Below are 24,128 nucleotides of genomic sequence, written 5' to 3'. Positions count from 1 at the left end.
TCCGAAGTCCACTCGAATGCAGCACTCCCTCGATCGCGCACGAGGCCGGAGGGCTGGCTTCTATACGCTGACCCCGTGGCCAATACGGATGTGCGAAAAGCCGGCGGAGGTGTCCCGGAAGGGAACGGTGAGGTGAGTCTCCATGCGTTCGCCGTGCAACTGCGACGGTTGAACGGCGAGATCAACCGGCTGGTCCACGGATTCGCGCACGGCCAGGGGCTGCACCCGACCGACGTCCAGGCGCTGTCCGTCGTCCTCGACAGCCCCGAGCCCCTCACCCCCGGCCGGCTGCGCGAGCACCTCGGCCTCACCTCGGGCGCCGTCACGGCCTGCCTCGACAGGCTGGAGCGCGCCGGGCACATCACCCGCTCCAGGGAGAGCGAGGACCGCCGCGTCATCCACATCCGCTACGCCGACCAGGGCAGGGCCGCGGCACGCGCGTCGTTCATGCCTCTGGCCGACGCCACCGACAGCGCCCGGCAGCGATTCAGCGAGGAGGAACTCGCGGTCGCCCTGCGGTTCCTCGCCGCCATGAACGAGGAACTCGGCGACCTGCGAGCTCCGGGGCGCTGAATCCCCGGCCGGTCCGCATCCGCACCGGCCCTTCCCGGCGAATACAGGGGTGTACGAGCGACCTCGCCGGCCCCGCCCCTCCTGGCTGACGTCGTGCCGGTCAGGTAATCTATCTCGATCATTGAGATTGTTAACCGTTGAGATAGCTCGATGGATACCCGGGAGCGCCATGTCCGCCGCACCACGGTTCAGCCGATGGCTGATCCCCGTCGTCCTCGTCGCCGTCTGGCTGCTCGTCGGGGGCGGGCTGGGCCCGTACGCGGGAAAGCTGGGCGAGGTGGCCACCAACGACCAGACCGCCTTCCTGCCCCGCAGCGCCGAGTCCACCCGGGTCGTCGAGGCGCAGAAGGCCTTCCGGCAGGACGAGAGCCTGCCGGTGATCGTGGTGTGGACGGCGAAGACACCGGGCGCGCACCTGGGACCCCGGCAGCAGGAGGAGGCCACGCGGGCCCTGGCCGGTCTGAGCGGCGCGGGCCTGCGGCCGGGCCCCGCCTCCGCATCCGCCGCCGTTCTCTCCGCCGACGGCCGGGCCCTGCAGGGCGTCGTACGGGTCGAGCCCGATCTCGGCGAGGAACTGCCCCGCACCCTGGAGGAGATCGCGGCGGCCGCGGCCAAGGTCCCCGGCACCGTCGTGCAGTTGGCCGGACCCGCTGCGAGCCAGGCCGATCTCGCCGATGCCTTCGCCGGAATCGACGGACTCCTCCTGGCCGTTGCCCTCGTCGCCGTCCTGCTGATCCTCCTGCTGGTCTACCGCAGCCTGCTGCTCCCCGTGGTGATCATCGTCGGGGCCGTGTTCGCCCTGGGACTGGCCTGCGCGATCGTCTACGGGCTGGCCGACCGCGGCATCGTCCGCGTCGACGGGCAGGTGCAGGGCATCCTCTCGATCCTCGTGATCGGCGCGGCCACCGACTACGCCCTCCTGCTCACGGCACGCTTCCGCGAGGAGCTCCGGGCCCGCGCGGACCGGTACGCCGCCGTACGGGCCGCCCTGCGCCGGTCGGCCGGTCCCATCACGGCGAGCGCGGGCACCGTCGCCCTCGGCCTGCTCGCCCTGCTGCTGAGCGACCTCACCAACAACCGCGCCCTCGGCCCGGTGGGGGCGATCGGCATCGTGTGCGCGGTGCTGAGCACCCTCACCTTCCTGCCCGCCGTCCTCGTCCTGCTCGGCCGCGCCGCCTACTGGCCCGCCAGGATCGGCCACACCGCCGAGGGCGGGGCGGGCCACGGAATCTGGAAGGCGGTGGCGGCCGTCGTGGACCGGGCCCCGCGCAAGGTCTGGGCCCTCAGCCTCGCCGTCCTCCTGGCCTGCGCCGCCTTCGCCCCCACGCTCAACGCCAAGGGAGTGCCACTGGACGAGATCTTCGTGAACGACGCCCCGTCGGTGGCCGCCCAGCAGACCCTGGGCGAGCACTTCCCCGGCGGATCGGGCAATCCGGCCGTCGTGATCGCGGACGCCGACCGGCTCGACCAGGTCACGCGGGCCGCCGAGCACACCGAAGGCATCGCCGCGGTCACCCCCTTCACCGCGCCGGGGCCCGGGGGCGGCACACCGCTCGTGGTGGACGGGAGGGCCCGCCTCGACGTCACGCTCGACGCACCCACGGACAGCCGGGCGGCGCAGCGGACCGTCGTCCGACTGCGTCAGGCAGTCCACGCCGTACCGGACGCGGACGCGATCGTCGGCGGCTCCAGCGCGCAGCAGTACGACACCCGGCGCACCGCCGAGCAGGACCGCACGCTCATCATCCCCGTCGTCCTGGTGATCATCCTGATCATCCTCGTGGGGCTGCTCCGCTCGGTGCTGATGCCCTTCCTCCTCGTCGCCACCGTCGCCCTCAGCTTCGTCGCGACCCTGGGCGTCTGCGCGCTCGTGTTCCAGCGGCTCCTCGGCTTCAGCGGGACCGACTCCTCCGTACCGCTCTACGGCTTCGTCTTCCTCGTGGCCCTCGGGGTGGACTACAACATCTTCCTGATGACCCGCGTCCGCGAGGAATCCCTTCTGCACGGCACCCGCCGGGGAGTACTGCGAGGACTGGTGGCCACCGGCGGTGTGATCACCTCCGCGGGCGTCGTCCTCGCCGCCACCTTCGCCGCGCTCGGCGTCATCCCGCTGGCGTTCATGCTCCAGATCGCCTTCATCGTGGCCTTCGGCGTACTCCTCGACACCCTCGTCGTCCGGTCCCTCCTGGTACCGGCCCTCGTCCGGGACATCGGCCCGGCCGCATGGTGGCCCGGCGGGCTCAGCCGCGCCACGGACGAGGGCGACCACCCGTGACCCCACCCACCGGAGGCGTTCCCCCGGGGGTTCCTCCCGAGGCGTTCCGCCCGGACCCGCCCGAAGCATTGAACCGGGCTCCGGGCGGGCAGGACACCACCATGAACAAGCCCTCCGCCGGCGACCGGACCCTACGGGGCCGGCTCGGCTCGACGCTGTTCAGCCGGATCGCGGGACCCTCGGGCCCCGCCAACCGCGCACGGATCCACACCACACCAGGCCCCCGCTGGTTCGGCCCCGACCGCCCCATCCGCACGGTCCACGGTGACGCCTCGATGTTCATCGGAGGCCTCAGCGCGCTCCTGCTGCAGTCCCTGCACCCCCTCGCCATGACCGCCGTGGCGGCGCACTCCGGCTTCCGCGGCGACCCGTGGGGCAGGCTCCAGCGCACCAGCACCTTCCTCGCCGTCACCACCTACGGCACGGCGCGGGACGCACAGCTCGCCGTCGACGGCGTCCGGGCGGTCCACGAGCGGGTGCGGGGCACCACGGCGGAGGGCGAGCCCTACGGGGCGGCTGATCCGCACCTGCTGGGCTGGGTGCACGCGGCGGAGGTCGACAGCTTCCTCCGCGCACACGAACGCTTCGGCGCACACCCGTGGGACGCGGCCGGATACGATGCCTACGTCGCGGACACCGCGAGGGTGGCGGCAGCCCTCGGCGTGGTGGACCCACCCCGCGACCGGGCCTCGCTCATGGCCCTTCTGGCCGCATACCGGCCGGAGTTGCGGGCCACGCCCGAAGCGCTCGAGGCGGCCCGCTTCCTCCTCCGCCACCCGCCACTGCCCTGGCCGGCCAGGGCTCCGTACGCGCTGCTCGCCGCGAACGCGATCGCCCTGCTGCCCCCGTGGGCGCCTGGCATGCTCGGCCTGCGCCCCGCAACCGCCCCGGTGGACACCTGCGTACGCCTGTCCGGTCAGGCCCTGACGCGGTCGATCCGATGGGCGATGACCCCACCACCCCGGCCGCCGGCCTGATCCGCGGCGCGCCCCGGCTCTCCCGAAGGCAGGGGCCGTGGTGCGCGGGGTGGTGGCCGGGCAGGTACGTTGCTCGGATGAGTCTCCTTGATGATGTGGCCGAGCGTGACGGCTGGCGGTGCTGGGTCTGTGACGAACCGGTCGACCCCGACGAGTCGGTGAACGACCCGCGGGGTCCCAGTGTCGACAGCCGGACCGCCGACCGGAAGGCCAAGGTCGCCGAACGGCTCGCGCACCGCGGGTGCAACAGCCGCAAGGGCGCCGTCAAGGTGGTCATCGCCTGGCCCGAGCGCCTGTACGTGGTCGAACCCGCGCCGCTGATCGCCGTCGCCGAGAGGCTGGAGCGCAAGGGGGGCCGCGAGATGGTGGGCCGCTGCCCGACCAAGAAGGACGCCCAGGAGGCGGCGGACTGGCTGGTGGACCGGTTCTCCCGACTTGTACCGGGGATGCCGGTGACCGCCGACGTCCAGGCTGGCGGCGGCCAGTTCCTCGTCGCCCTGGCCGCCGGCCGCCGCTGACCGGGGATCGTCCCGACTCCCCTTCCCGCGCGGGTGCCGTGGGAAGGGGAGCCCTGTTCCTGGTACGCGGACGAGACGGCCACGACCTGGAGGAATCATGAAGACCGACGCACGCCCGCTGACCGACGCCCGCCCGCTGGCCGGAAAGGTGGCCCTGGTCGCCGGCGGTACCCGGGGCGGCGGACGGGGCATCGCTGTCGAGCTCGGCGCCGCCGGCGCCACGGTGTACGTCACCGGCCGCAGCAGTACGGGTGGGCGCTCCGACCTGGACCGCCCGGAAACCATCGAGCAGACCGCCGAGAAGGTCACCGCGGCGGGCGGCCTGGGCATTCCCGTACGAACCGACCACAGCCGTCCCGGCGAGGTGCAGGCCCTCGTCGAGAGGATCGCCGCCGAACGGGACGGGCGGCTCGACATCCTGGTGAATTCCGTATGGGGCGGAGACCCGCTGACCGACTGGGAACACCCTGTGTGGGAGCAGGACCTGGACACCGGTCTACGGCTGCTGCGGCAGGCGGTGGAGACCCACGTCATCACCAGCCGGTTCGCGCTCCCCCTCATGGTCGCCCGCAAGAGCGGCCTGGTCGTGGAGGTCACCGACGGCAACACCGCCCGCTACCGCGGGACCTTCTTCTACGACCTGGCGAAGTCCGCGGTCATCCGTCTCGCCGTCGCCCAGGCCGCCGAGCTGAAGCCCCACGGGGTCGCGGCCGTGGCCATCACGCCCGGCTTCCTGCGCTCGGAAGCCCTGCTGGAACACTTCGGTGTCACCGAGGCCAACTGGCGCGACGGCGCGGCCCAGGACCCGAACTTCGCCCACTCCGAGACCCCGGCCTACCTCGGCCGGGCCGTCGCCGCCCTGGCCGCCGACCCCGGCATCATGGCCAAGACCGGACGCGCCCTGGCCACCTGGGGCCTGTACGAGGAGTACGGCTTCACCGACGCCGACGGCACACAGCCGGACTTCGCCGCCCACTGGGCCGAGAACCTCCAAGAGGAGTACGGCCCCCTCGGAGACCCGCTGTAACCCCGGCCGGCGCAGGGGCGGCGAAAGGGTTGGTGTGCCGGACCCGCAGAACCGGGTAACGTTGTCATGTTCTTCCAGACGCCGATTTACGAGTGAGAGCGTGATGGGCCTCTGCTGACGTTCTTCGACGTCGCCGCCCGTCCCTCACCGCTGAATCCGTAGATCACTTCACATCATTACCTGGAGAACCCGTGACCGTGAGCAAGAACATCAACAACCCCGTGGGCCAGGGTGGCGGCCAGCGCAAGCGGCAGTCCCGCGCCGAACGCCAGAACAACGGTCCGCACCGCAACCTCGACCGCCAGGGTGCGGCCGACCAGAAGGCCGAGCTGGTGCGCAAGATGCGCGAGAAGGCAGCCGAAGCAGAGGGTGCCGGGCCGGCGGACGTCGCCGCCGCCCAGAACTGACGCACCGCCGCCGCAGGGCGGCACCGCACGGGGCAGGGCCCGGACCGCGATGCGCGGCCCGGGCCCTGCTGCCGTACGGCCCGGTGGGAGCCGATCCGGGGCCAGAGTGTCGTACTGCTGCCCGGCGGAGTTCAGATAGCGAACACGTTCCGTTCCAATGACATGTGCAATATCACATGTCATAAGCGCCGGCCGAGAACCCTTGGACGGCGCTCCACCACAAGGAGAACGAACCGCGATGAACCGCTTAGCCCTGCTCGCAGCCAGTGCCATGGGTCTGGTCCTCTGCACGATCACCCCGGCCGCCGCCGCCCCCTCCGCGGACCTGATCGAGACGGTTACCTCCTGCGGGACCTCCGGCCTCCAGGCCGGACTGGCCACACGGGTGTGCGCGGAGATCACCGGTACGACCGTCACGTTCTACGGGAAGGTCGGACTTGCCGGCCCGCCCTCCCCGGGCAGCCCGCAGCCCCCCGTGAAGGAACTGCTCACCACCCTGTCGGTGGAGGTCGTCGGATCCGCGGCGCCCCAGACGCAGGTCAAGCCGGTCCTCTTCACCGGTGCCACCCTCGAGGTGCGCGCTCCCGCAGGCACCGCCGCGTGCGGTTCGACCGTCCGCGGCACCTTCGGCGTGGCCGCGTTCCCCCGCGCGGCCAGCCCGGTGGTCCACGAGGTCACGCTCACCTGCTGACACCTGCCCGCGCCATGCCGAGCAGCCCCAGGTCGACGACCTGGGGCTGCTCCGGTCCGGACCGCCGTCCCCTTCAGGACCCGGCGGACCGGCTCACTTGGACTGCGTGGAGACGCTCACCCCGGTGAAGTCCTGGGCGGCGGCGAGGCTGAAGTACACCCACCCGGAAGGCGGGTTGTCCACCGTCAGGGTCTCTCCGTTGCCGGCGTTGGTGGACTTCGCCTGGTAGCTGCTCGTGGTGGCCCAGCTGCTGCCGCCGTAGTACAGGTCGGCATTGCCGGTGCCGCCGCCGCTGGTGATGGTCAGCTGCTTGACGCCGGCCGGCAGGTACACGAAGTGGTAGCTGTAGTTGCCGGCGGTGGCCGCGAGGTTGTCCCGGCGGCAGTTCTTGTCGAACTGGCGGGGGTCGCTGATCGTGCACAGCGGGGTGGAGGGGGCCTCCGGCAGGGGGCCGCAGTCGTTGGTCGCGCAGGCGGTCGTCAGCCAGGTGGCGAAACCGGCGTCGTAGGTGGTGCCGATGGTCTGCTTCAGGAAGGTGCGGGCACCGTTCCAGTCACCGGCGCGGTACTTGCCCAGCACGGTCTCGACGTCGGCGGGGTGGGCCTGGAGCATGTAGCGGACCGCCAGGAAGCCCCAGCGGTAGACACGGTTCGAGTTGACCTCGGGGTCGGCGTCCTGACCGTAGACGGTGTCGAAGAGGTCGCTGAGCTTGTAGGTCTTCTTGCCGGACTCGGCGATCGCGTCGGCGTTGCGCTCGCCCCGGTAGCCGAAGGAGATGTTCTCGGCGATGCCCTCGACCCACCAGATGGTCGGCGTCACGATGCCGGCCTCGAAGTCGCCGGCCATGTTGTAGCGGCCGTCGAGGTAGTGGGTGTACTCGTGGTTGAGGTTCCAGATCTGGAAGTCCGGGCGCAGCCAGTGGGCTTCGTGGGCGATGAAGCGGGCCTGGTTGCCGGCGGCGGCCGGGTTGCCCTCCTCGTACATGCCGCCGTTGTCGACGTCGATGTTGTAGATGGCCCAGGCGTACAGCGAGTAGTTGGTGTAGTCGTCGAAGACGACGACCTCGAGGTTCGTGTTCACGTCACCGGGGATCGCGCCCTTGTCGCCGATGACCCGGTGGAAGTAGGCGTCCTGGTTGACCAGGCTGGTGCAGGTGCTCGCCAGCTGCCCGGGGGACATGTCCTGGGCGCGGATCTTCAGGCCCGGGGTGCACGTGTGCTGGATCGGCAGGATCGCCGGGAGCACGCGCTCGCCCAGGTCGCAGATGGCGTAGGCCGCGCAGTTGTTCCTGTCGTACTGGCGCGTGTACCAGCCCAGGTTCATGGTGATCGGCGCGGTGGGGCCGACGTTCGGGTAGCGGTTGATCAGGTCCTTCAGCAGCGGGCGGACCCGCTCCTTGAGCTCGGGGACGTCGAGGGAGTAGCCGAGGAAGCGGCCGACGTTGCTGACGACGTCCAGGCGGTTGAGCTGCGCGCTGTTGCGCGTGATGAATCCGGCCCAGGTGTCCAGGATGGCGGGGTCGGCCTTGAGGGCGGCCCGCCAGCCGCGGTCGTCGTTCTTGGCCTTGAAGCCGTTCTCGACGACCCACTCGACGTGCTGCATCGCGAGGTTCATCTGACCGGGCCACGTGCCGTCGTAGCTGGCGAGCATCCACTTGACGACGCCGGCGTAGCGTCCGGCCGCGTGGGTGCTGTCGATCAGGGTGACGACCTCGTTGAGGATCTCACCGTTGGCGTCCGTGACGTCCTTGCTGCGCGGGGAGGCGAAGAAGGCGTCCAGGGCGCCGCGCGCGGCACCGTCGAGCGCCGTGCCGTAGGGGCCGACGACGTCGCCGTTGTTGTCCTGCACGTAGTAGCCGGCCCGCAGGAACAGCACCAGCTGCCCGACGGCGGCGCTGTTGCTGCCCGAGTAGGTCGCGGAGGCGTCGCGCAGCGCGTTGGCGACCGTCACCATCTGGGATTCGTTGAAGGCCCTGCGCGCGTTCTCCCCGGTGAGGCTGAACAGCGGGTACGTACAGGTGATCCGGGGGAGCGCCTTGAGCTGCTGGACCAGGGTGGCGCCGGTCGCGTTGATCACGCCGGAAAGGTCACCGCACTCGTCCCCGGCGGCGGCCGAGGACCGCTGGCCGTCCTTGCCGGACTTGGCCGGCTGTACGGGCTTGACGGTCGGCGCGGGGGCGGTGGCGGACTCCTCGGTGCTGTCCTGCGAGGAGATCCGGAAGCGGGAGCCGTTGCTCATCGCATCGGGCGACTTGGGGACCGGGATCGACCGCGGCGCCGGTGCCGCGGTTCCCCGTGCGTACGCACCGGCCGGGGTCGTGGCGCCGGCGGAGGCGGCCTGGCTCTGGGGCGCGAGCAGGCCGAGCGCAATGAAGACGGCTGCGCCCAGCGCGGGAAGTCTGCGCGTATTGGCCTTCGTTATCCGGAAGGGATGCATCTGCGGGGGCCTCCGGGGCCGTTGTGGCCGCGTGCTGGGATACACGGGCGACTGATGTGTGACATGTAAAATTTCACATGTCGCATCACGCCGGAAGTCTTTTGGCCAGATTGCCTGCCGGCGCAATGGAATCGTTGCCGGCCGCAGACATGGCCGAGGCGGCAGCGCGTCCCGTGCCCGTTCCGGCGCCGGCGGTCTGACGGCACGTGGGGGGCGGTGCGGGGACTCCCCGTTAATCCTTTGCCGAGGAATCGATGGTCCGGCTAGGTTCGCCCGAGCCGTCCATCGTCTTCCGGACCGGCACCGTCGACGAGGAGGTGTGGAGCACATGCGCACGAGTGCCCAGCTGGCGAACCCGCGTACTGCCCTCTGCCGCCTCCTCACCACGGAGACACCTTGTCGCTTCGCATCACTCCACTGACCGACCCCGCTCACGGGGCGCACAGCCGACGCCTCGCATGGCTGGCGTCCGACGCCGATTCCATCCCCGTGGGGTCGGCCTTCCTGCGCCTGTTCGACGGCGGACAAGAGCACCTGGCCGAACTGACGCTCCACGTCCACCCCGTGGAGCGCCGCGAGGGCGTCGGTTCCAGGCTCCTCGACACGGCCGTCGCCGCCGCCCGGGACAACGCCCGACGCTGCGTCAGCGCGCAGGCCGAGGCCGGATCGCCCGGCGATCGCTTCCTGCCGTCCCACGGCTTCCGCAAGGTGCTCACCTTGAGGTTCGCCCGCCTGTCCCTGGCCGACGTGGACCTCACCGCCCTGGCCGGGATCATCGGGCGTCCGCATCCCGGCTACCGGCTGGCGTCATGGCGGGGAGCGGTCCCCGACGACCTCGCCGGGACGTTCGCCGCCTCGCGCCGCGCCATGGACGACATGCCCATGGAAGACACAGACCACGGCATCACGATCTGGGACGTGGACCGGGTCCGGGCCGCGGCCAAGGCCGTTCGGGACCGCGGAGACGAGCTGCACACGGTCGTCGCCATCGACACGGTCGACGGCTCGATCGCCGGGTTCACGGAACTGGTCGTCCCCGGCAACGGCACGGGTGACGGCCAGCACTACGGCACCGGCGTGCTGCCCGAGCACCGCGGCCACGGCCTCGGCCGATGGATGAAGGCCGAATCGATCCGGCAAGCCCGCGAGCGCCATCCAGAACTCGGCGGCCTCCGGACCGACACCGCCGACAGCAACACGCACATGAGGCGCATCAGCGACAGCCTCGACTACGTGCCCACGCACACGACGGTCCAGTACCAGCTCGACCTGTAGGGGCGAGCGGACGACGGGCCGGACCCGGGCATCACCCGGTCCGGCCCGTCGGCGCTGTCACGGCCGGGCCCTACGACGCCGGTACGGGCACCTCCGGTGCGAGCGAGTTGCCCGCGGGGATCCTGCCGCAGTCGGACGGAGCCGTCCTGCCCGCGAACCGGTCGCCCAGCCAGCCCAGGGCGGAAGGCGCCCACGGCACGGCGGCGCCGACATGGCTGAGCAGGTCGTACTGCTGGTACTTGAGCGAGGTGCCGCCCTTGGCGCAGTACTGCCGCGCCAGCGCGCGCACGTCTCCCGCGACCATGACCCCGTCACCCCTTCCGATGCCCGGGAGGTTGCTGAAGGTGCCCTCCAGGACGCCTCCGCCGCCCTGCACGATGAACCCGGGGGCGTTGGGGGTCGGGGCCGAACCGAGGTTGAGCTTGTTCACCGCCTCGACGAAGGCGGGCACCGAGTTCGGGTTCGCGTACTGCGGCTTCACCATCTTCTTCCAGGTCAGTCCCGGGTACTGGCCCAGGGCGTTGATGATCGACCCGCGTTCGAGCTCCTTGAACACCTGTTGGCCGTAGCTGTTCAGGTAGGGCGCGAAGTCGATGTCGTAGGAGCGTGCGGCCCCGAGGACGGCCATGGGTGCGACACCGGCCCAGACGGAGCTGCCGCTGACGTACTTGAGGTTGTGCGCCGGGGCGACGAGCAGCCCGCCCTCGGCGTAGCCCACGAGCCTGCTGTCGACGTCCGGCGCGTAGCCCGGGGCGAGGGCGGCCGCCCAGTGGGTGGCGATGGCTCCGCCCGAATAGCCGGCCAGGCCGATCCGGGTGGCGGAGTTCAGGCCGGTCTCCGGGGACCGGCTCGCGGCCCGGATCGAGTCCAGCGTGGTGGTTCCGTACTCCGGGCCGGCCGCGAAGTCGGCGCTCTGTCCCTCGGTGTCCGGGATGATGACGTTGTAGCCCGCCAGCAGCAGGGGCACCAGGAGGAGGGACTCGCCGTTCGCGATCAGGCCCCCGAGCGAGACGTCCCCGGCGATGGCCCGGGACGGCGAGTCCGCCGGGTTGAGGGAATCGTAGAACGACTGGTACGACACGGCTCTGCCGCTGTCGCCGGTGAGGCTGCGCACGACCGAGGTCACCCCGGCGGACGGGCGGCCCTGGGCGTCCACGGTGCGGAAGAGCAGCTGGACCGCTTTGACCGGCGTCGGGATGCCGAGGACGTGGTACTGCAGCGTCCGGGTCTTGAGCACGGTGCCGGGTGCGTACGAGGACAAGGGCGCGCTGCCGTCGTAGGTGTAGAACGGGTCGTCCGCCGCTGTCGCTGTCGACGGGGCGGCCGGGGCGGCCGCGGCCGTGGAGGCCGTCATGGCGGTGACGGCCAGGGCGGTGGCTATGGCGGTTGCCAGCTTCCCCATGGCGATGCGGTGCATGAGTCCCTCGGATTCGCTCGATGGATCACAGGGGGATATGCGTTACCGGTGGTAACCGCGCCGCAAGTTACCAGTAGGTAAAGGGCGTGAACAGGGTTGCGGCACGCCTTCAGGGAGCTGCGAGCGGCCTCCGAGCCCGCAGCCGCCCAAGGAAGGAGGGGCGGGACGGCGTCAGGCCAGACCCGCCTCGATGGCGCGCCGGACGGCGGCCGCCCGGTCGCGGATGCCCGCTTTGGCGAACAGGTTGTTGATGTGGGTCTTGACGGTGGCCTCGCTGATGAAGAGCTCCTCGGCGATCCCCCGGTTGGGCAGGCCCCGGCCGATCAGCGCGAGCACCTCGCGCTCGCGGTGAGTGAGGTCCTGCGGCAGGGCGGATCCCGGCTCGGAGGTCTTCGGGGCCGTGGTCCTGGCGGTGGCGAGCAGCCGGTCCCGCACGGCGCGGTCGAGCACGGACTGCCCGGCCGCGGCGGCCCGGATGGCCCGGGTGATGTCCTGGCGACCCGCGTTCTTGGTCAGGTACCCGCGGGCTCCCGCGCCCAGCGCGCCCAGGATCGAGTCGTCGTCGGCGAACGTGGTGAGGACGACCACGGCCACCTGCGGGTACCGCTCGCTCAGGCGGCGGGTCGTTTCGATCCCGTCCATGACCGGCATCCGCAGGTCCATCAGTACGACGTCCACGGGTCCCGCGGCGACCGCCGCCAGCACCTCGGTTCCGTCCGCGGCGGACGCGACGACGTCGATGTCCCCGGACAGGCCGAGCACCGCGGCGAGCGGCTCCCGGACGGCGGCCTGGTCGTCGGCGACGACCACCCTCAACTTCTGCTGCTCCTCGGTCGGTTCGCTCATCCCGGGATCACTGCCTCCACGTGCCAGCCGCCCCGGTCCGGTCCCTCGGTGACCGGGCCCGCTGTGACGGTTCCGTTCAGGAGCGCGACGCGTTCGCGCATGCCGATCAGCCCCATTCCGCTGCCGGGGCCCGCGTGCGCCTCTCGGGTGCCGGGGCGGTTGCGGATCCTCAGCGTCGTCGATGCCGGGGCGAACGTCAGCTCCACGCGGACGTCTCCTCCGGGCGCGTGCCGGGCGGCGTTGGTCAGCGCCTCCTGGGCGATCCGCAACAGGTTCTGGGTCACTTGGACCGGGACCTGGCGGGCCGTACCGATGACGGTGAGGGCGTCGTGGTGACCGGAGGATTCGACCATCGCGGCCAGGCTCTCCACGAGCGGCAGCGCGTCTTCGCGCAGCGCGTGAACGGTCCACTGCGCCTGCTTCAGGCTCTCCCGTACCAGGTCGTGGGCCTTGGAGTTGGCCTCCCGGACCTTCTCGAGGTCGCCGGTGTCGATCAGCGCGTCGGTCAGTTCCAGCTGCATGTTGATCCCGGCCAGCGAGTGCGCCAGTACGTCGTGCACGTCCCGCGCGATCCGGCCGCGTTCGCTCAGCACGGCCGTCCGCGCCTCGGCCCGGGCGGCGCGTTCGGCCGACTCGGACGCTGCGATCACCGCCCGTACGGCCTGGCGCTGGCTGCGGTTGAGGATGCCGATCAGGACGGGTGCGCCGGTGGCGAGGCCGACCACCCAGGGCAGCTGCTGGTCTCCCGGCCCGAGGTGGAGGTACAGGACGCCGGCGCAGAGCACGCTGCAGAGTCCCGCGAGGGCCAGGGCCCACCTGGCCTCCAGCCGGTATCCGATGTGACCGGTCAGCAAGAAGGCGAAGAGGTAACCCGTTCCACTGCTGCTCACACCGATCAGGGTGGCCGCCGCGAGGACGCCGGCGGCCAGCCAGGCGGGGGTGAACCGTTGGGTCGCGGCGTTCTCGGGCACGGCCCGGGCCAGCAGCGCGGCCGTGCGCCTGCGGGGCCGCCTCCGGGGAAGCTGCCGTCCCGGGGCGCGCGGGGCTCTTGTTCGGGGGCATGCGTGACCACCTCGGTGAGGGCCATGAGGACGAACGCCGCCACCCACGCCTTGTCGCCGGTGATCTGGTGGGTGACGCTGAACCGGGCGACCTGGGCGCCGCCGCCGTGCTCGACCCACAGCTGGAAGCCCATCCGCGCTCCCATGCCCACGACCCACAGGACCGCCGACACCATGCCGGCCTTGATGAGCACGTGCCCGTCGACGGTCCGGATCCGGGTGCAGACGCCGCCCGCGATGCCGAGCGCGGCGCCCGCGCCCATCAGGACCGCGATCAGCGTCAGGTCGTTGCCGGCGGTGGGGACGGTGTCCAGGTAGGAGTAGGCCACGAAGGCCACGATCCCCAGCGGGATCAGGAAGGACCTGAGGTCGAGCCGTCCTTCCCGAAGCTGCCGGAAGACGATCAGGATGAGGGCGATGTCGGTGATCCACGCGGTCGTTGTCATGTCCTCCAGGCTGCTACCGGTCGGCCCGCGACACCTGGACCCAGGGGTGGAAAAGGGGGTGGAGTTCGCCCTCGCCCCTCTCCACCGGCGGTCGTCGGAACACCCGGAGCGACCCCGTCCGTTGTCAGTGGCAGGGCCTACGCTGAACGGACGGAAGTGGGGGACCGTTCACGCACGGACGCGTGTTCCGGGGCATACGGCAGCACGTGCCCGGGCAGGCCCCCACGGCTCGATCCTCAGGGGGGATCTTGACTACACCGCACCGCGGACGCCTGCGCAGCCTGGCCGCCGGGAGCTTACTCGCCCTGACAGCCGCCGCCCTCTCCGCCACCCCGAGCACCGCCGCACCGCAGCATCCGGCTCCCGCCTCCACCCTCGCGCGGCCGGCGGCGGCCGCACCGGCACCGGCAACGGAGTCGGCCCCCGACGACGCGCAGCGTCGCGACGGCGGGTACCCGACCGTCGTCCTGCCCACCCGCGCCACGTCCCTCGCACGGGTGGCCGCTGCCGCCAAGCCGCGGCACGACGTCGACGGCGACGGCATCAGCGACATGATCGTCATGGAGTACGACCAGAGCACGGGCGTCTACCTGTCGTCGATCTCCGCCTGGAGCGACTACGCGATCCACAAGACCGACCCCCAGGCCTCGTTCAAGGACTTGCTGCCGGTCGGCGATGTCGGCGGCACGACCAGGCCCGAGCTGCTCTCCCTCTCCTTCGACGGCGTGCTCACGCTCTACGAGGCCGGCGTGAAGGAAACGTCGGCGCCCCTGTGGTCAGGCCGCGGCTGGCAGATATACAACCGCGTGGTGGCCACCGGCGACGTGACCGGGGACCACCGCCCCGACCTGCTGGCCCGCGACCACGCCGGCCTGCTGTGGCTGTACACCGGCACGGGAAGCGTCAGCAGGCCCTTCAACTCGCGGGTCCAGGTCGGCTCCGGCTGGGGGATCTACGACCAGATCGTCGGCGCCAGCGATGCCGACGGAGACGGCCTCGGCGACGTTTTCACCCGCACCCTGACCGGCGAGCTGTGGTTCCACAAGGGATCCGGCAGTGCCACCGCCCCGCTCAAGCCCCGCGTCAAGGTCGGCACCGGCTGGAACGCGTACAACGTGATCAGCGGACCGGACGACGTCGACGGCGACGGCAAGAGCGACCTGATCGCCCGCAACCGCGACGGCTTGCAGTACTTCTACAAGTCGATCGGCGGGGGCAAGTTCGCCGCACCCGTCTACCACGGCAGCGGGTGGGAACGAAACAAGTTCATGATCGGCGCGGGCACCACGCAGCTGTACGGCAAGGCGCAGAACCTCATGACCCAGGCCAACAACACCCTGGTCAAGTACGACGCCCTGGCCAACGGCGACTACCTGACGCCGCCGACCGCGGTCGGCACCGAGACCTCCGGCTCCCGCAACACCTACGCCACCGGGCTCAATAGCCACAACCACGCCAGCTACGTGCAGAACATCGGCAGCGACCTGTACATCCGCGGCCAGAAGATCAGTACGTCGTGGAACTACACGCTCATGGTCGGCCCCGGTGACCTCACCGGCGACGGCAAGGGCGACCTGCTCAGCCGCGACTCCGCCGGTGTCCTGTGGCTGCACCCCGGCGACGGTGCGGTGTACACGAAGCTCGGCGCGCGGATCAAGGTCGGCACCGGCTGGAACACCTACAACGCGGTCGTCGGAGCCGGGGACTACTCCGGCGACGGGCGGCCCGACGTGCTCGCCCGGGACACCTCCGGCCGGCTGTTCCTCTACAAGGGCACGGGAACGTCCACCGCGCCGTTCGCCGCCAGGGAGCAGATCGCCACCGGCTGGAACGTGTACGACATGCTGGTCGTGCCGGGTGACATCGACGGCGACGGCAAGGGCGATGTGCTCGGCCGCCTCCCGAACGGCGAGATGTACCTCTACACCTCGACGGGCAACGCCGGCACCGCGACCTTCACCGCCCGGGTGAAGTTCGGCACCGGCTGGAACATCTACAAGAACATGATCTGAGTCCCGCGGCCGGCCCGAGGCCTCCCCGGCACCGTGCCGGGGAGGCCTCTTCCTGGGTACGGGTCAGCGGCGCGCGCAGCCCTTCGCCTCGAACTGGTCCGTGCTCATGTACGTGACGTCGGGCAGGTAGGGCCCCATCGCCGCGGCCTCGTCCCCGGGGACCTTCGTGTTCTGGACCGCCTGCCGGAAGCCGGTGTCGGGCAGCATGTTCCGGATCTGGAACCAGGCGAAGTCCTGGTCCTGGTACCCGTCGCCGCGGGCCGTCCGTTCGATGTAGGCGACCCCGCACGCCGGGCGGGCGTTCCGCGGCCGGTCCTGGTCCAGGCTGACGACGACCGTGTAGGTGCCGTTCTTGTCCACCGGAACCTCTTCGTCGTACGCGCAGCCCATGACGCGGGTGGTGTACACGGACTCGTTGACGCAGAACGAGGCGTAGCGCATTTGGCCGGAGCCCATGACGGGGTCGCGGTCATGTGTGGCGACGGCGGTGGGCAGCTTGCCCTTGACGACGGCCACCTGGCCGAGCTTGCCGCTCAGGACGGTGCGCATGTAGTTGTTGTGGATGTTCGGAAAGAAACCGCCGCCCGTCCGGCCGGGTGCGGGATTCGCTCCGACCGCGTCGTCACCGGTCCAGGTCTGCAGCAGGTACGAGCGGTCGTACTGGGCCGTCCACTTGGTCGTCCGCGAGGTTTCCCGACCGTCGCCGGGGGTGTACGCGGCGGGGAAGGCGGGGCCCACCGCACGCTTGGTCTGGAACAGCACGCCGGGCGGCGGACTCGGGTACGACTTCGGTGTCTTCGGACCGGTCGGAGGGAAGACCTGGACCTGGACGCCCGGTGTGTTCGGCAGCATGTCTGCGCCGTCGGGGATCCGGTCGGGATACCGCAGGGCGCTGTACGTGGCCTCGCTCAGGGTCATCGACGACGGCTCCGGCAGACGGGTGGCGCCGTTGTTGAGGCGGGTGTGGTCCTTCGACTCGGAGTCCATCGCGTCGCAGGCGGCCTGGCCGGTCAGCTTCGTCCCGTCGGCGAGGGTCAGGGCCGGCCGGGGCATCCCGACGCCGCCGGTGATGTCCTTGCCGCGGTCCGGGACGTACACCCGCATGAGGACGAGGTCGGTCTCGTACCGCACGCCGTCCGACCCCGTCTCGACGCCCAGGGGCGTCTGGCCGAGGGAGGCCGTGGGGATGGTGCGCAGGGCGTTGCGCTGCGGTTCGTCGTTGCGCGGGTCGCGGATGGTGAACTCGGGCTTCCCGGTGGCCGCGTCGAAGTTGGCCGCGTGGTCGAACGACACGGTGTAGCCGCGCTTCTTCGCGGGAGTGTTGCGCCGGGCACCGGGGGAGTACGGGTTGGCGGAGCCCCGGTCCGGTGCGATCTGGTAGTCCGCGATGCCGTCCACCGGCTGGCCGAGGCGGTCGTACGAGATGAAGGAGAAGTACCGCGCGTGCGGGTAGGTGCCTTCCAGCGTCAGTTTCGATCCCTCGGGGCGGCGGTAGTAGGCGGCCCAGTAGACGGCGCCGGCGTCGGGGTAGGCGATGTTGAACAGAGGATCCGCACCGATCCCGCCGTAGTACCAGAAGCAGTCGCTGCCGGGTCCCCCGACGAGGGACGGGGCAGCCGTGGCCGGCGTCGGCACGCGGTCTGCCCGCGGTGAGGGGGTGCCCGCGGAGGCGGTGGGCATGCCGGCGGCCAGCGCTCCGGCAAGGGCGGCGGCCGCCACCGGGACGAGCCATCGCTTGTGCACGCGGTTGAGCATGGAGGTCTCCTGACTTCGTCGTCGGCCGAAGCCTCGCCGAAGCCGGAGGGCCGCCCAAGGCAGTGGCCCGTACCAGGGGGGTTCGGTTTTCTGGTGTCTTCGGGGGGCGGGCGCGACGGCGGGCCACGGAGCCGCGCGAGCTCCGCCGGGTCAGCTGCCCTCGGGCCGCAGCGGGACCTGACCGAACACCTCGGTGCCTTCCCCCGGGCGTCCGACGATGCTCACCTCTCCGCCGCAGGCCGCCATGCGGGCACGCATGTTGGCCAGACCCACGCCGTGCGCTCCACCGGGTCCGGCCGAGCCGGCGGGCGGCACCCCGGCGGGTGAGGGCGAGGGTGAAGGTGAGGGTGAGGGTGACGGGTTCGCGGGCGACAGGCCGGGTCCGTCGTCCCGTACCGAGAACGACAGGCGATGCCCGTCGTCCGTCAGCTCGACGGCGACCGTGCTGCTCCGCCCCGCGTGCTTGACGGCGTTCTGTACGGCTTCCACGCAGGTGAAGTACACGGCGCTCTCCACCGCACCGGGATACCGGCCGATGCCCTCGGCCCGCAGGGACACCGCCTCCGGGAAGCGCCCGATCGCGTCGGAGAGGGCCACGGCCAGCCCCTCCGCGTGCAGCATCCAGGGTCCCGTGCCATGGGCGACGTCCCGGATCTCCCGCAGTGCGGCGTCCACGTCCGGGCCGAGTTCCGCGGCCAGCTGCGCGGCGCGCCGCGCGTCCTGCGGCAGCAGCCGCGCGAGGACGCTCACCTTCATCCGCAGTGCGATGAGCCGCTGCTGGGCGCCGTCGTGCAGGTCCCGCTCGATCACCCGGCGCGCACTGCTGTGCGCGTCGGCGATCCGCGCCCCCGAGAGCGCCAGCTCGGCCGCGTCCCGATTGGTCTCCAGCGTCATCCGGACGCTCTGGGTGACGGCCGCCAGCAGCGCGGGCTGGTCCAGCAGCACCTCGTCGTGCACGACGCACGCGAGCGGCCGCCCGTCGCTCCCGCCGACAGGGGTCACTGCCTGCCCGGGACGGGACAGCGGGACCTCCTGGTGGAGCGCCCCCGCGGAGTCCGCCCACCGGGAGCGGTCCGCAAGCCAGTAGAAGATGTCGAGGCCGGGATCCCGCAGCGCCGTGGCCATGACCTGCCGCAGCGCGTCCGCGTCCGGCCGGTGCTGGAGCCCCGACACCAGGCGCAGGAGCACGCCCGCCGCGTGGAGACGGGCCAGCAGCAGGCCGAGGAGCATGGCGAGGGGCACCGCCCAGAACAACGGCACCAGCATCTGCCCCGACGGCAGCGCGCCGTTCGTGACGACGAACACGGCTACGGCCAGGGTGCGCAGGATGGATACGACGAGCAGCGGTGCCAGCGTCCGGCGGGCACCCGGACTGGAGCGGACCAGCCGCTCCAGGAGGGAGAGCGCGGCCGCGAGCAGGATCGCGGCGCTCAGCCAGCGGAAGGCCGTGAGGAATCCGTCGGAGACCTGCGGGAGGTTCTCGATGAGGAGTCCGTTGCGCGGGCAGTCAGGGGCGCACGGAACGAGCGGGCCGGGCAGGGGCACCGTGGCCGAGTACAGGACGGTCGGCAGCCACAGCACCGTGGCGCTGAAGGCGCTCAGGGCCACGATGACACGGTCGGCCCGCGACCGGAGCCGTCCGGTGGGGAAGCTCAGCATCACCCAGACGAGGACGAACTCGGCGAGCTGCCCCAGGGCCCTGCCCAGGCCGAAGACCAACGGGTTGTCCGAGGCGCCGAGCCCGCGCACCGCGTAGGCCACGCACAGCAGGGCCAGCAGGCACGCGAGCCGCCGGTCCTGCGGGCGCCGCCCCAGGAGCGCCGCGGCCAGCAGCACCAGGACCACGCCGACCGTCGCGAGCACGGCTGCGGTCATCGGCGGTGCGTGTCGAGGTACAGGAGCGTGGCCCGTACGCGCCTGCTGATGTCGGCGTCACCGGTGAGGCCCAGTCGGCCGAAGATCTCGCTGACGTGCTTCTCGACGGCCCGCACGGAGAGGAAGCGGTCGCGGGCGATGGCGGCGTTGCTCCTGCCCTCGGCGATGTCCGCGAGGAGTTGGCGCTGGCGCGGGGTGAGGGCGTCGAGGGCCGAGGTCTCGGTCCGGCGCCGGCGTACCAGGTCCTCGACGAGGGCGGAGTCGATGTGGCACTCGCCCCTGGCCACCGATCGCACGGCGGAGACGAGCAGGTCGAGGTCGTGGACGCGGTCCTTGAGGAGGTAGCCGCGACCGGACGCTCCCGACTCCAGCAGTCGGGCGGCCAGGTCGACGTGCCGTTCCTGGCTCAGCAGGACCACGCCGACGCCCGGATGCGAGAGCCGCAGGCCGTCGGCCAGACGGACTCCCTCGTCGGTGAACGACGGCGGCATCCGGATGTCGCAGAGCAGTACGTCCGGCGGGGCGGCGGCGACGGCGGCAACGGTCGAGGATTCGTCGGCGCAGGTGCCGGTGACCTCGACGGCGTCACTGAGCTCCAGGAGCCGGCTCAGCCCCTCCCGGATCAGGAAGCTGTCGTCCGCGATCAGCACACGCAGCCGGGTCGGTTCCTGCTCGCGTGCGCCCGGACCTTCGTCGGGCGCCGGCACCGAGACCTCCTGAGACCCGACCTGGGATGGACTGTGCCGAAAGTACCCGGTGGACGGGCGAATGCGAAAGCGGCGGGCCAGTGGCTGCCCGCCGTCTGGACGGCCGACAGCCCGCCCGCCCCCTATCGGGGCGGGCGGGCGGGCTGTCGGGTGGACGGGCGGGTTCGGGGGAGGCCGGGTACCGGCCTCCCCCTGGAGCCGTCGGCTCAAGGAAGCGGGATCACTTGCCCAGGTAGGCGTTGATGACCGTGACCTCGGAGACGTTGCCCTGCTTGTCGGTGACCTGGGCCCGGAAGGAGATACCCCGGTCCTTCGCGGGGTTCCGGACGGAGAACGCGCCGTCGGTGACCTTGACCTGCTTCCAGGTCGTGCCGCCGTCCTCGCTCACGGAGACCGTCAGCGACTTGAGGTTCTTCCCGGAGGCCGCGCCCTGCACGGTCACGGGGATCCGGGTGACCTTGCCCGCCGGGGCGCGGGAGGCCATGTCGAGCGGGGCCCGGAAGCGCACCGTGGAGACCGGGAGCGCGGTCCGGTCGGCGACCTGACCGGAGCGGAAGGTGAAGCTCGTGTCGATGCGGGTCGAGACGGGGGAGATGTCCGGGGACCGCTCGACGGAGGTGGCCAGCCGGTATTCGGCGTCGGCGCCGTCGACCGTGAAGGGTTCCCAGCCGCTCAGCGGGTCCTCGTTCTCGGCGACCTTGATGCCGTTGCGGTACAGGGTGGTGGCGGCCTTGGTCAGGGACGAGGAGCCCGCGTGTCCCGCGCCGTCGCTGGAGAGGGGCACCGCGGCGGTGATGGTCTGCCGGCCCGTCTCCGGGTCGGGCGCGGTGCGGAACACACCCAGGCCCTTGCCCAGGAGCGGTGAGAAGACTCCGGTGTTGAAGGTCTCGCGGTGGGAGGAGCCCGCCGCGTAGCGCTTCGGATCCAGGGCGGCCTGGTCGGCCTCGATGCGCTGGTTCCCGTCCGCGTCGGGGGCGCCGAGCTGCCAGAACCCGCTCCGCCAGGTCGCGCCGTCGAGGGCGGAGAGCAGGAGCGTACGGGTGCCGGGAGCGGGCTGGACGGCCCCGTAGAAGTCGCCCTGAGGCATGCCGGGCAGGGTGGGGGCGGCGTAGGCGAAGCCGGACTTGCCGGGGGCGGCCGCGCCCATGTCGACGGAGAGCTTCGCCAGCTGGTTCGCCTTCACGTGCCGTGTGTACCCGGTGGCGAGACGGTTCGTCACGCCGCCGAGGGCAACGGAGTACTGGGTGGCCGGGCCCTTGAGGAAGGTCGCCAGCCAGCTCTGCGTGAGCGAGCCGTCGGTCACGGCCGGCCCCATGTGGGCGGAGCGGAACCCGGTGTACCCCTTGGGGAGGACCCAGCCGTTTCCGAGGTGGCCTTCGCCGACCGCCTGCTGGTAGTAAGGCAGGGCGAAGTCGGCCGTGGCCAGACCGGGAACGGTGATGTCCACCGGCTTCGCGGTGCGCGCGTCGACCGTGACCGTGGTGGTCCCGGAGACCTCCAGCCGCGGCTGGACCAGCCAGTCGACGCCCTTGGTGAGGTCCGAGCCGTCCTGGTACACGGCGCCGTGCAGGGCGTAGGTGCCCTTGGGCAGCCGCAGGGTACCGGAGCCGGACTCGTTGCTGACGCCCGTCCATATGCCGTCGGCGGCGCCGCCGATGCCGAACAGGGAGTGGGCGAACTCGCGGGCGGGTCCGCCGTCGCGGTCGACGGTCGTGATGGTGACGTCGTACGCCTCGGCCTCACGGACGGCCGCCGCGCCGGTCCGCACCGACTGGCCGCCGCCGGTGGCGGTGACGTAGGCGGAGAAGGCGCCGTCGGTGTCGCCGAGCCGGGTGTCGGCGGCCAGGTCGACCTCGGCCCGGCCGCCCGCGGGCACGGTCACCTTGTTGGTGCCGAGCGCGAAGAACCCGGCCGGGGCGGACTTGCCGCGGGCATCGGTGCCGCTCACCGAGAGGTCGAGGGTGATGTCGGTGGTGCCGAGATTGCGGTAGGCGATCTTCTTGGTGAGCGGCACGTCGTCGGCGTGCGGCCACTGGGCCGTGCCGAGGGACACCGACGCCTGCTCGGTGATCACCGTCTGGGTGAGGGCCTTGTCCACTTGTACGCGGCCCGTGCCCTGCTGCTGGACGCCGACCGAACCGTCCTTCGTGGACGCGGTGAGCGCGCCCTTGAGCTCGGTTCCGGTCCAGCCGGGGTTCTTCTGCTTGAGCAGCGCTGCCGCTCCGGCCACGTGCGGGGTGGCCATGGAGGTGCCGTTCAGCTTCAGGTAACCCGGGGCCGGGTGCTGGGCCCCGGGGTCCGTGTCGAGCCGGCTGCCCGGGGCCGCCGCGGCGGCGATGCCGACGCCGGGCGCGGTGACGTCGGGCTTGACCGCTCCGTCGCCGACGCGCGGGCCCCGGCTGGAGAACTCCGCGAGGACGTCCTTGGAGTCGACGGCGCCGACGGTCAGGGCGGCGTCGGCGCTGCCGGGAGAGCCGACCGTGGACTCGCCGGCACCGTCGTTGCCCGCGGCGACGGCGAACAGGACGCCCTTCTCCGCAGACAGCCGGTCGACGGTGGCCTCGACCGGGTCGACGCCGGGGAAGTCCCGGCTTCCGAGGCTGAGGTTGACGACGTCGGCGCCCTCGGCGACGGCCCACTCCATGCCCGCGATGACCGCGGAATCGCTGCCGTAGCCCCGGTCGTCGAGGACCTTGCCGCTGATCACCTTGGCGCCGGGCGCGACGCCCTTGAGCGTTCCGCCGGACGCGGCCCCGGTCCCGGCCGCGATGGAGGCCACGTGGGTGCCGTGGCCGACGCGGTCGGTGGCGTCGGGGGAGTCGGAGAAGTTCTTCTCCCCGACGACCTGGCTCTTCAGGTCCGCGTGGGTCTTGTCGACACCGGTGTCCAGGACGGCGATCTTCACGCCCGTGCCGTCGAAGCCGGCCTGCCAGGCCCGGTCGGCGCCGATCTGCCGCGTGCTCTTGTCCAGGCTCGCCTTGCGGACGCCGTCCAGCCACACCTTGCCGATGCCGGCGCCGGTGGCGCGCAGGCCCCGCGGGGTGGGCTCGGTCAAGGCCTCCCAGACCTTCGTGGCGTCGGCGGGCGAGGCCTTGACGGCTTCGGCGTTGACGGTCTGCAGGGCGGGCCCCGCGCCGTTGCCCGCGGCGGACCGCAGCTCGGCGCGCGCCGCTCCGGCGGAGCCCTCGTACTGGACGATCAGGCCGAGTGCGCCGCGGTGCAGGGCGCGCAGGGTCGGGTCGGCGAGCGTGGTGACGTCGAAGAGGCGCCGGTCCAGCTTGCCCGCGGCGAGCAGGCCCCGGGCGTCGGCGGGCAGGACCAGGGTGCGGCCGTCGGCGCGTTCGATCTGTACCGGTACGCGCTCACGGCCCTTGCCGGGCTCGAAGCGCACGACGGCGCCGCTGCCGTTCACGGTCACGCGGTCACCGGTGATCAGCGTGACGGTCACGGGGGTGTCCGTGGTGCTCCTGGTGGGGGAGGCGGCGGGTGCCGCCCCCGCGGGGCCGGTCAGCCCCGTGCTGAGGGCGACGACGGCCGTGGCGAGGGCGAGGGCCCCCGCGGCGCGTCGAGCCCTGTGGGTCCGTGTGAACAACTCTGCTCCTGTGGAAGGCGCGCACGGCGGCCGGAGCCGTGGAGCGCGCCCCGTCGTGTGGCGCACGTGGCGCACGTGTCGTACGCGGTGTGTGCGTGGCGGTGGGGTGACGCCGGTCGCCGGGGCCCGGACGGCCCGTGTCCCACCGGCCCCTAGGGGGAGAGGCGGGGAGTGGGAAGGGCGAGCCGTCCGGGCCGCTCGGCGACCGGGGTACGGCAGCAGTCCACCGGCTCGCGCA

Annotated in this window: 17 protein-coding genes and 1 pseudogene; 9 read left to right on the top strand and 9 right to left on the bottom strand. The window is 71.8% G+C overall.

Annotated features, from left to right (window positions below; all coding sequences use genetic code 11):
* The first annotated feature begins 75 nt into the window (after positions 1 to 75).
* The 7 genes from AC3IX6_RS00400 (at position 76) to AC3IX6_RS00370 (ending at position 6,468) form a co-directional block, all read left to right on the top strand.
* Positions 76 to 573, top strand: a complete 498-nt coding sequence (locus AC3IX6_RS00400; protein ID WP_489368144.1) for a MarR family winged helix-turn-helix transcriptional regulator — start codon at positions 76 to 78, stop codon at positions 571 to 573.
* 169 nt (positions 574 to 742) lie between these two features.
* Positions 743 to 2,848: an MMPL family transporter gene (locus tag AC3IX6_RS00395; RefSeq protein WP_489368143.1), complete on the top strand. Its 2,106-nt coding sequence runs from the start codon at positions 743 to 745 to the stop codon at positions 2,846 to 2,848.
* A gap of 101 nt (positions 2,849 to 2,949) precedes the next feature.
* Positions 2,950 to 3,825, top strand: a complete 876-nt coding sequence (locus tag AC3IX6_RS00390; protein WP_489368142.1) for an oxygenase MpaB family protein — start codon at positions 2,950 to 2,952, stop codon at positions 3,823 to 3,825.
* 77 nt (positions 3,826 to 3,902) lie between these two features.
* Positions 3,903 to 4,343, top strand: a complete 441-nt coding sequence (locus tag AC3IX6_RS00385; protein ID WP_489368141.1) for a hypothetical protein — start codon at positions 3,903 to 3,905, stop codon at positions 4,341 to 4,343.
* Between the two features lie 97 nt (positions 4,344 to 4,440).
* A complete protein-coding gene (locus AC3IX6_RS00380) occupies positions 4,441 to 5,370 on the top strand; it encodes an SDR family oxidoreductase (protein WP_489368140.1) in 930 nt (309 codons plus the stop codon).
* Between the two features lie 191 nt (positions 5,371 to 5,561).
* Positions 5,562 to 5,777, top strand: a complete 216-nt coding sequence (locus AC3IX6_RS00375; protein ID WP_489368139.1) for a DUF6243 family protein — start codon at positions 5,562 to 5,564, stop codon at positions 5,775 to 5,777.
* Positions 5,778 to 6,015: 238 nt separating this feature from the next.
* Positions 6,016 to 6,468 (top strand): hypothetical protein, encoded by a 453-nt coding sequence (locus tag AC3IX6_RS00370; RefSeq protein WP_489368138.1) that lies wholly within the window; start codon positions 6,016 to 6,018, stop codon positions 6,466 to 6,468.
* A gap of 93 nt (positions 6,469 to 6,561) precedes the next feature.
* Here AC3IX6_RS00370 and AC3IX6_RS00365 read toward each other — a convergent pair whose 3' ends face one another.
* Positions 6,562 to 8,904 carry a M9 family metallopeptidase gene (locus AC3IX6_RS00365; protein WP_489368137.1) on the bottom strand — a complete coding sequence of 781 codons (2,343 nt, stop codon included), beginning with the start codon at positions 8,902 to 8,904 and terminating at the stop codon, positions 6,562 to 6,564.
* A 396-nt stretch (positions 8,905 to 9,300) separates the two neighbouring features.
* On the opposite strand from AC3IX6_RS00365, the gene AC3IX6_RS00360 reads away from it, so the two are divergent.
* Positions 9,301 to 10,179 (top strand): GNAT family N-acetyltransferase, encoded by an 879-nt coding sequence (locus AC3IX6_RS00360; RefSeq protein ID WP_489368136.1) that lies wholly within the window; start codon positions 9,301 to 9,303, stop codon positions 10,177 to 10,179.
* Positions 10,180 to 10,249: 70 nt separating this feature from the next.
* On the opposite strand, the gene AC3IX6_RS00355 is transcribed toward AC3IX6_RS00360, so the two are convergent.
* The 4 genes and pseudogenes from AC3IX6_RS00355 to AC3IX6_RS00340 all read right to left on the bottom strand — a co-directional run bounded on the left by AC3IX6_RS00355 (position 10,250) and on the right by AC3IX6_RS00340 (position 13,949).
* Positions 10,250 to 11,596, bottom strand: a complete 1,347-nt coding sequence (locus AC3IX6_RS00355) for a lipase family protein (protein WP_489368135.1) — start codon at positions 11,594 to 11,596, stop codon at positions 10,250 to 10,252.
* A gap of 171 nt (positions 11,597 to 11,767) precedes the next feature.
* Positions 11,768 to 12,442: a response regulator transcription factor gene (locus AC3IX6_RS00350; RefSeq protein ID WP_489368134.1), complete on the bottom strand. Its 675-nt coding sequence runs from the start codon at positions 12,440 to 12,442 to the stop codon at positions 11,768 to 11,770.
* A pseudogene (locus AC3IX6_RS00345) lies at positions 12,439 to 13,437 on the bottom strand (sensor histidine kinase); the annotation flags it as partial. The pseudogene AC3IX6_RS00345 and the gene AC3IX6_RS00350, both read right to left, overlap by 4 nt.
* Complete coding sequence (locus tag AC3IX6_RS00340) at positions 13,338 to 13,949, bottom strand: hypothetical protein (protein ID WP_489368133.1); 612 nt, start codon at positions 13,947 to 13,949, stop codon at positions 13,338 to 13,340. The pseudogene AC3IX6_RS00345 and the gene AC3IX6_RS00340, both read right to left, overlap by 100 nt.
* A 248-nt stretch (positions 13,950 to 14,197) precedes the next feature.
* Between AC3IX6_RS00340 and AC3IX6_RS00335 the strand changes: the two genes are divergently transcribed.
* Complete coding sequence (locus AC3IX6_RS00335) at positions 14,198 to 15,961, top strand: FG-GAP repeat domain-containing protein (protein ID WP_489368132.1); 1,764 nt, start codon at positions 14,198 to 14,200, stop codon at positions 15,959 to 15,961.
* A 63-nt stretch (positions 15,962 to 16,024) separates the two neighbouring features.
* Here AC3IX6_RS00335 and AC3IX6_RS00330 read toward each other — a convergent pair whose 3' ends face one another.
* The 4 genes from AC3IX6_RS00330 to AC3IX6_RS00315 all read right to left on the bottom strand — a co-directional run bounded on the left by AC3IX6_RS00330 (position 16,025) and on the right by AC3IX6_RS00315 (position 23,890).
* Positions 16,025 to 17,716, bottom strand: a complete 1,692-nt coding sequence (locus AC3IX6_RS00330; RefSeq protein ID WP_489368131.1) for a hypothetical protein — start codon at positions 17,714 to 17,716, stop codon at positions 16,025 to 16,027.
* A 150-nt stretch (positions 17,717 to 17,866) separates the two neighbouring features.
* On the bottom strand, positions 17,867 to 19,591 hold the full coding sequence (locus AC3IX6_RS00325; RefSeq protein WP_489368130.1) for a sensor histidine kinase: 1,725 nt from the start codon (positions 19,589 to 19,591) through the stop codon (positions 17,867 to 17,869).
* Entirely contained in the window at positions 19,588 to 20,298 is a 711-nt protein-coding gene (locus tag AC3IX6_RS00320; protein ID WP_489368129.1) for a response regulator transcription factor, read from the bottom strand. Before AC3IX6_RS00320 ends, AC3IX6_RS00325 begins: the two co-directional genes overlap by 4 nt.
* Before the next feature lie 220 nt (positions 20,299 to 20,518).
* Positions 20,519 to 23,890, bottom strand: coding sequence for a S8 family peptidase (locus tag AC3IX6_RS00315; protein ID WP_489368128.1), 3,372 nt, complete (start codon positions 23,888 to 23,890; stop codon positions 20,519 to 20,521).
* Between the last annotated feature and the right edge of the window lie 238 nt (positions 23,891 to 24,128).

It is taken from the genome of Streptomyces sp. GL_141, from assembly GCF_057834385.1.
Note: the sequence above shows the minus strand (reverse complement) of the source record. Positions and strands in the feature narration are given on the sequence as shown.

Coding starts and splice junctions, on each gene's coding strand:
- AC3IX6_RS00395 (WP_489368143.1), top strand. CDS start 743: ATGTCCGCCGCACCACGGTTCAGCCGATGGCTGATCCCCGTCGTCCTC.
- AC3IX6_RS00390 (WP_489368142.1), top strand. CDS start 2,950: ATGAACAAGCCCTCCGCCGGCGACCGGACCCTACGGGGCCGGCTCGGC.
- AC3IX6_RS00385 (WP_489368141.1), top strand. CDS start 3,903: ATGAGTCTCCTTGATGATGTGGCCGAGCGTGACGGCTGGCGGTGCTGG.
- AC3IX6_RS00380 (WP_489368140.1), top strand. CDS start 4,441: ATGAAGACCGACGCACGCCCGCTGACCGACGCCCGCCCGCTGGCCGGA.
- AC3IX6_RS00370 (WP_489368138.1), top strand. CDS start 6,016: ATGAACCGCTTAGCCCTGCTCGCAGCCAGTGCCATGGGTCTGGTCCTC.
- AC3IX6_RS00365 (WP_489368137.1), bottom strand. CDS start 8,904: ATGCATCCCTTCCGGATAACGAAGGCCAATACGCGCAGACTTCCCGCG.
- AC3IX6_RS00355 (WP_489368135.1), bottom strand. CDS start 11,596: ATGCACCGCATCGCCATGGGGAAGCTGGCAACCGCCATAGCCACCGCC.
- AC3IX6_RS00350 (WP_489368134.1), bottom strand. CDS start 12,442: ATGAGCGAACCGACCGAGGAGCAGCAGAAGTTGAGGGTGGTCGTCGCC.
- AC3IX6_RS00340 (WP_489368133.1), bottom strand. CDS start 13,949: ATGACAACGACCGCGTGGATCACCGACATCGCCCTCATCCTGATCGTC.
- AC3IX6_RS00330 (WP_489368131.1), bottom strand. CDS start 17,716: ATGCTCAACCGCGTGCACAAGCGATGGCTCGTCCCGGTGGCGGCCGCC.
- AC3IX6_RS00325 (WP_489368130.1), bottom strand. CDS start 19,591: ATGACCGCAGCCGTGCTCGCGACGGTCGGCGTGGTCCTGGTGCTGCTG.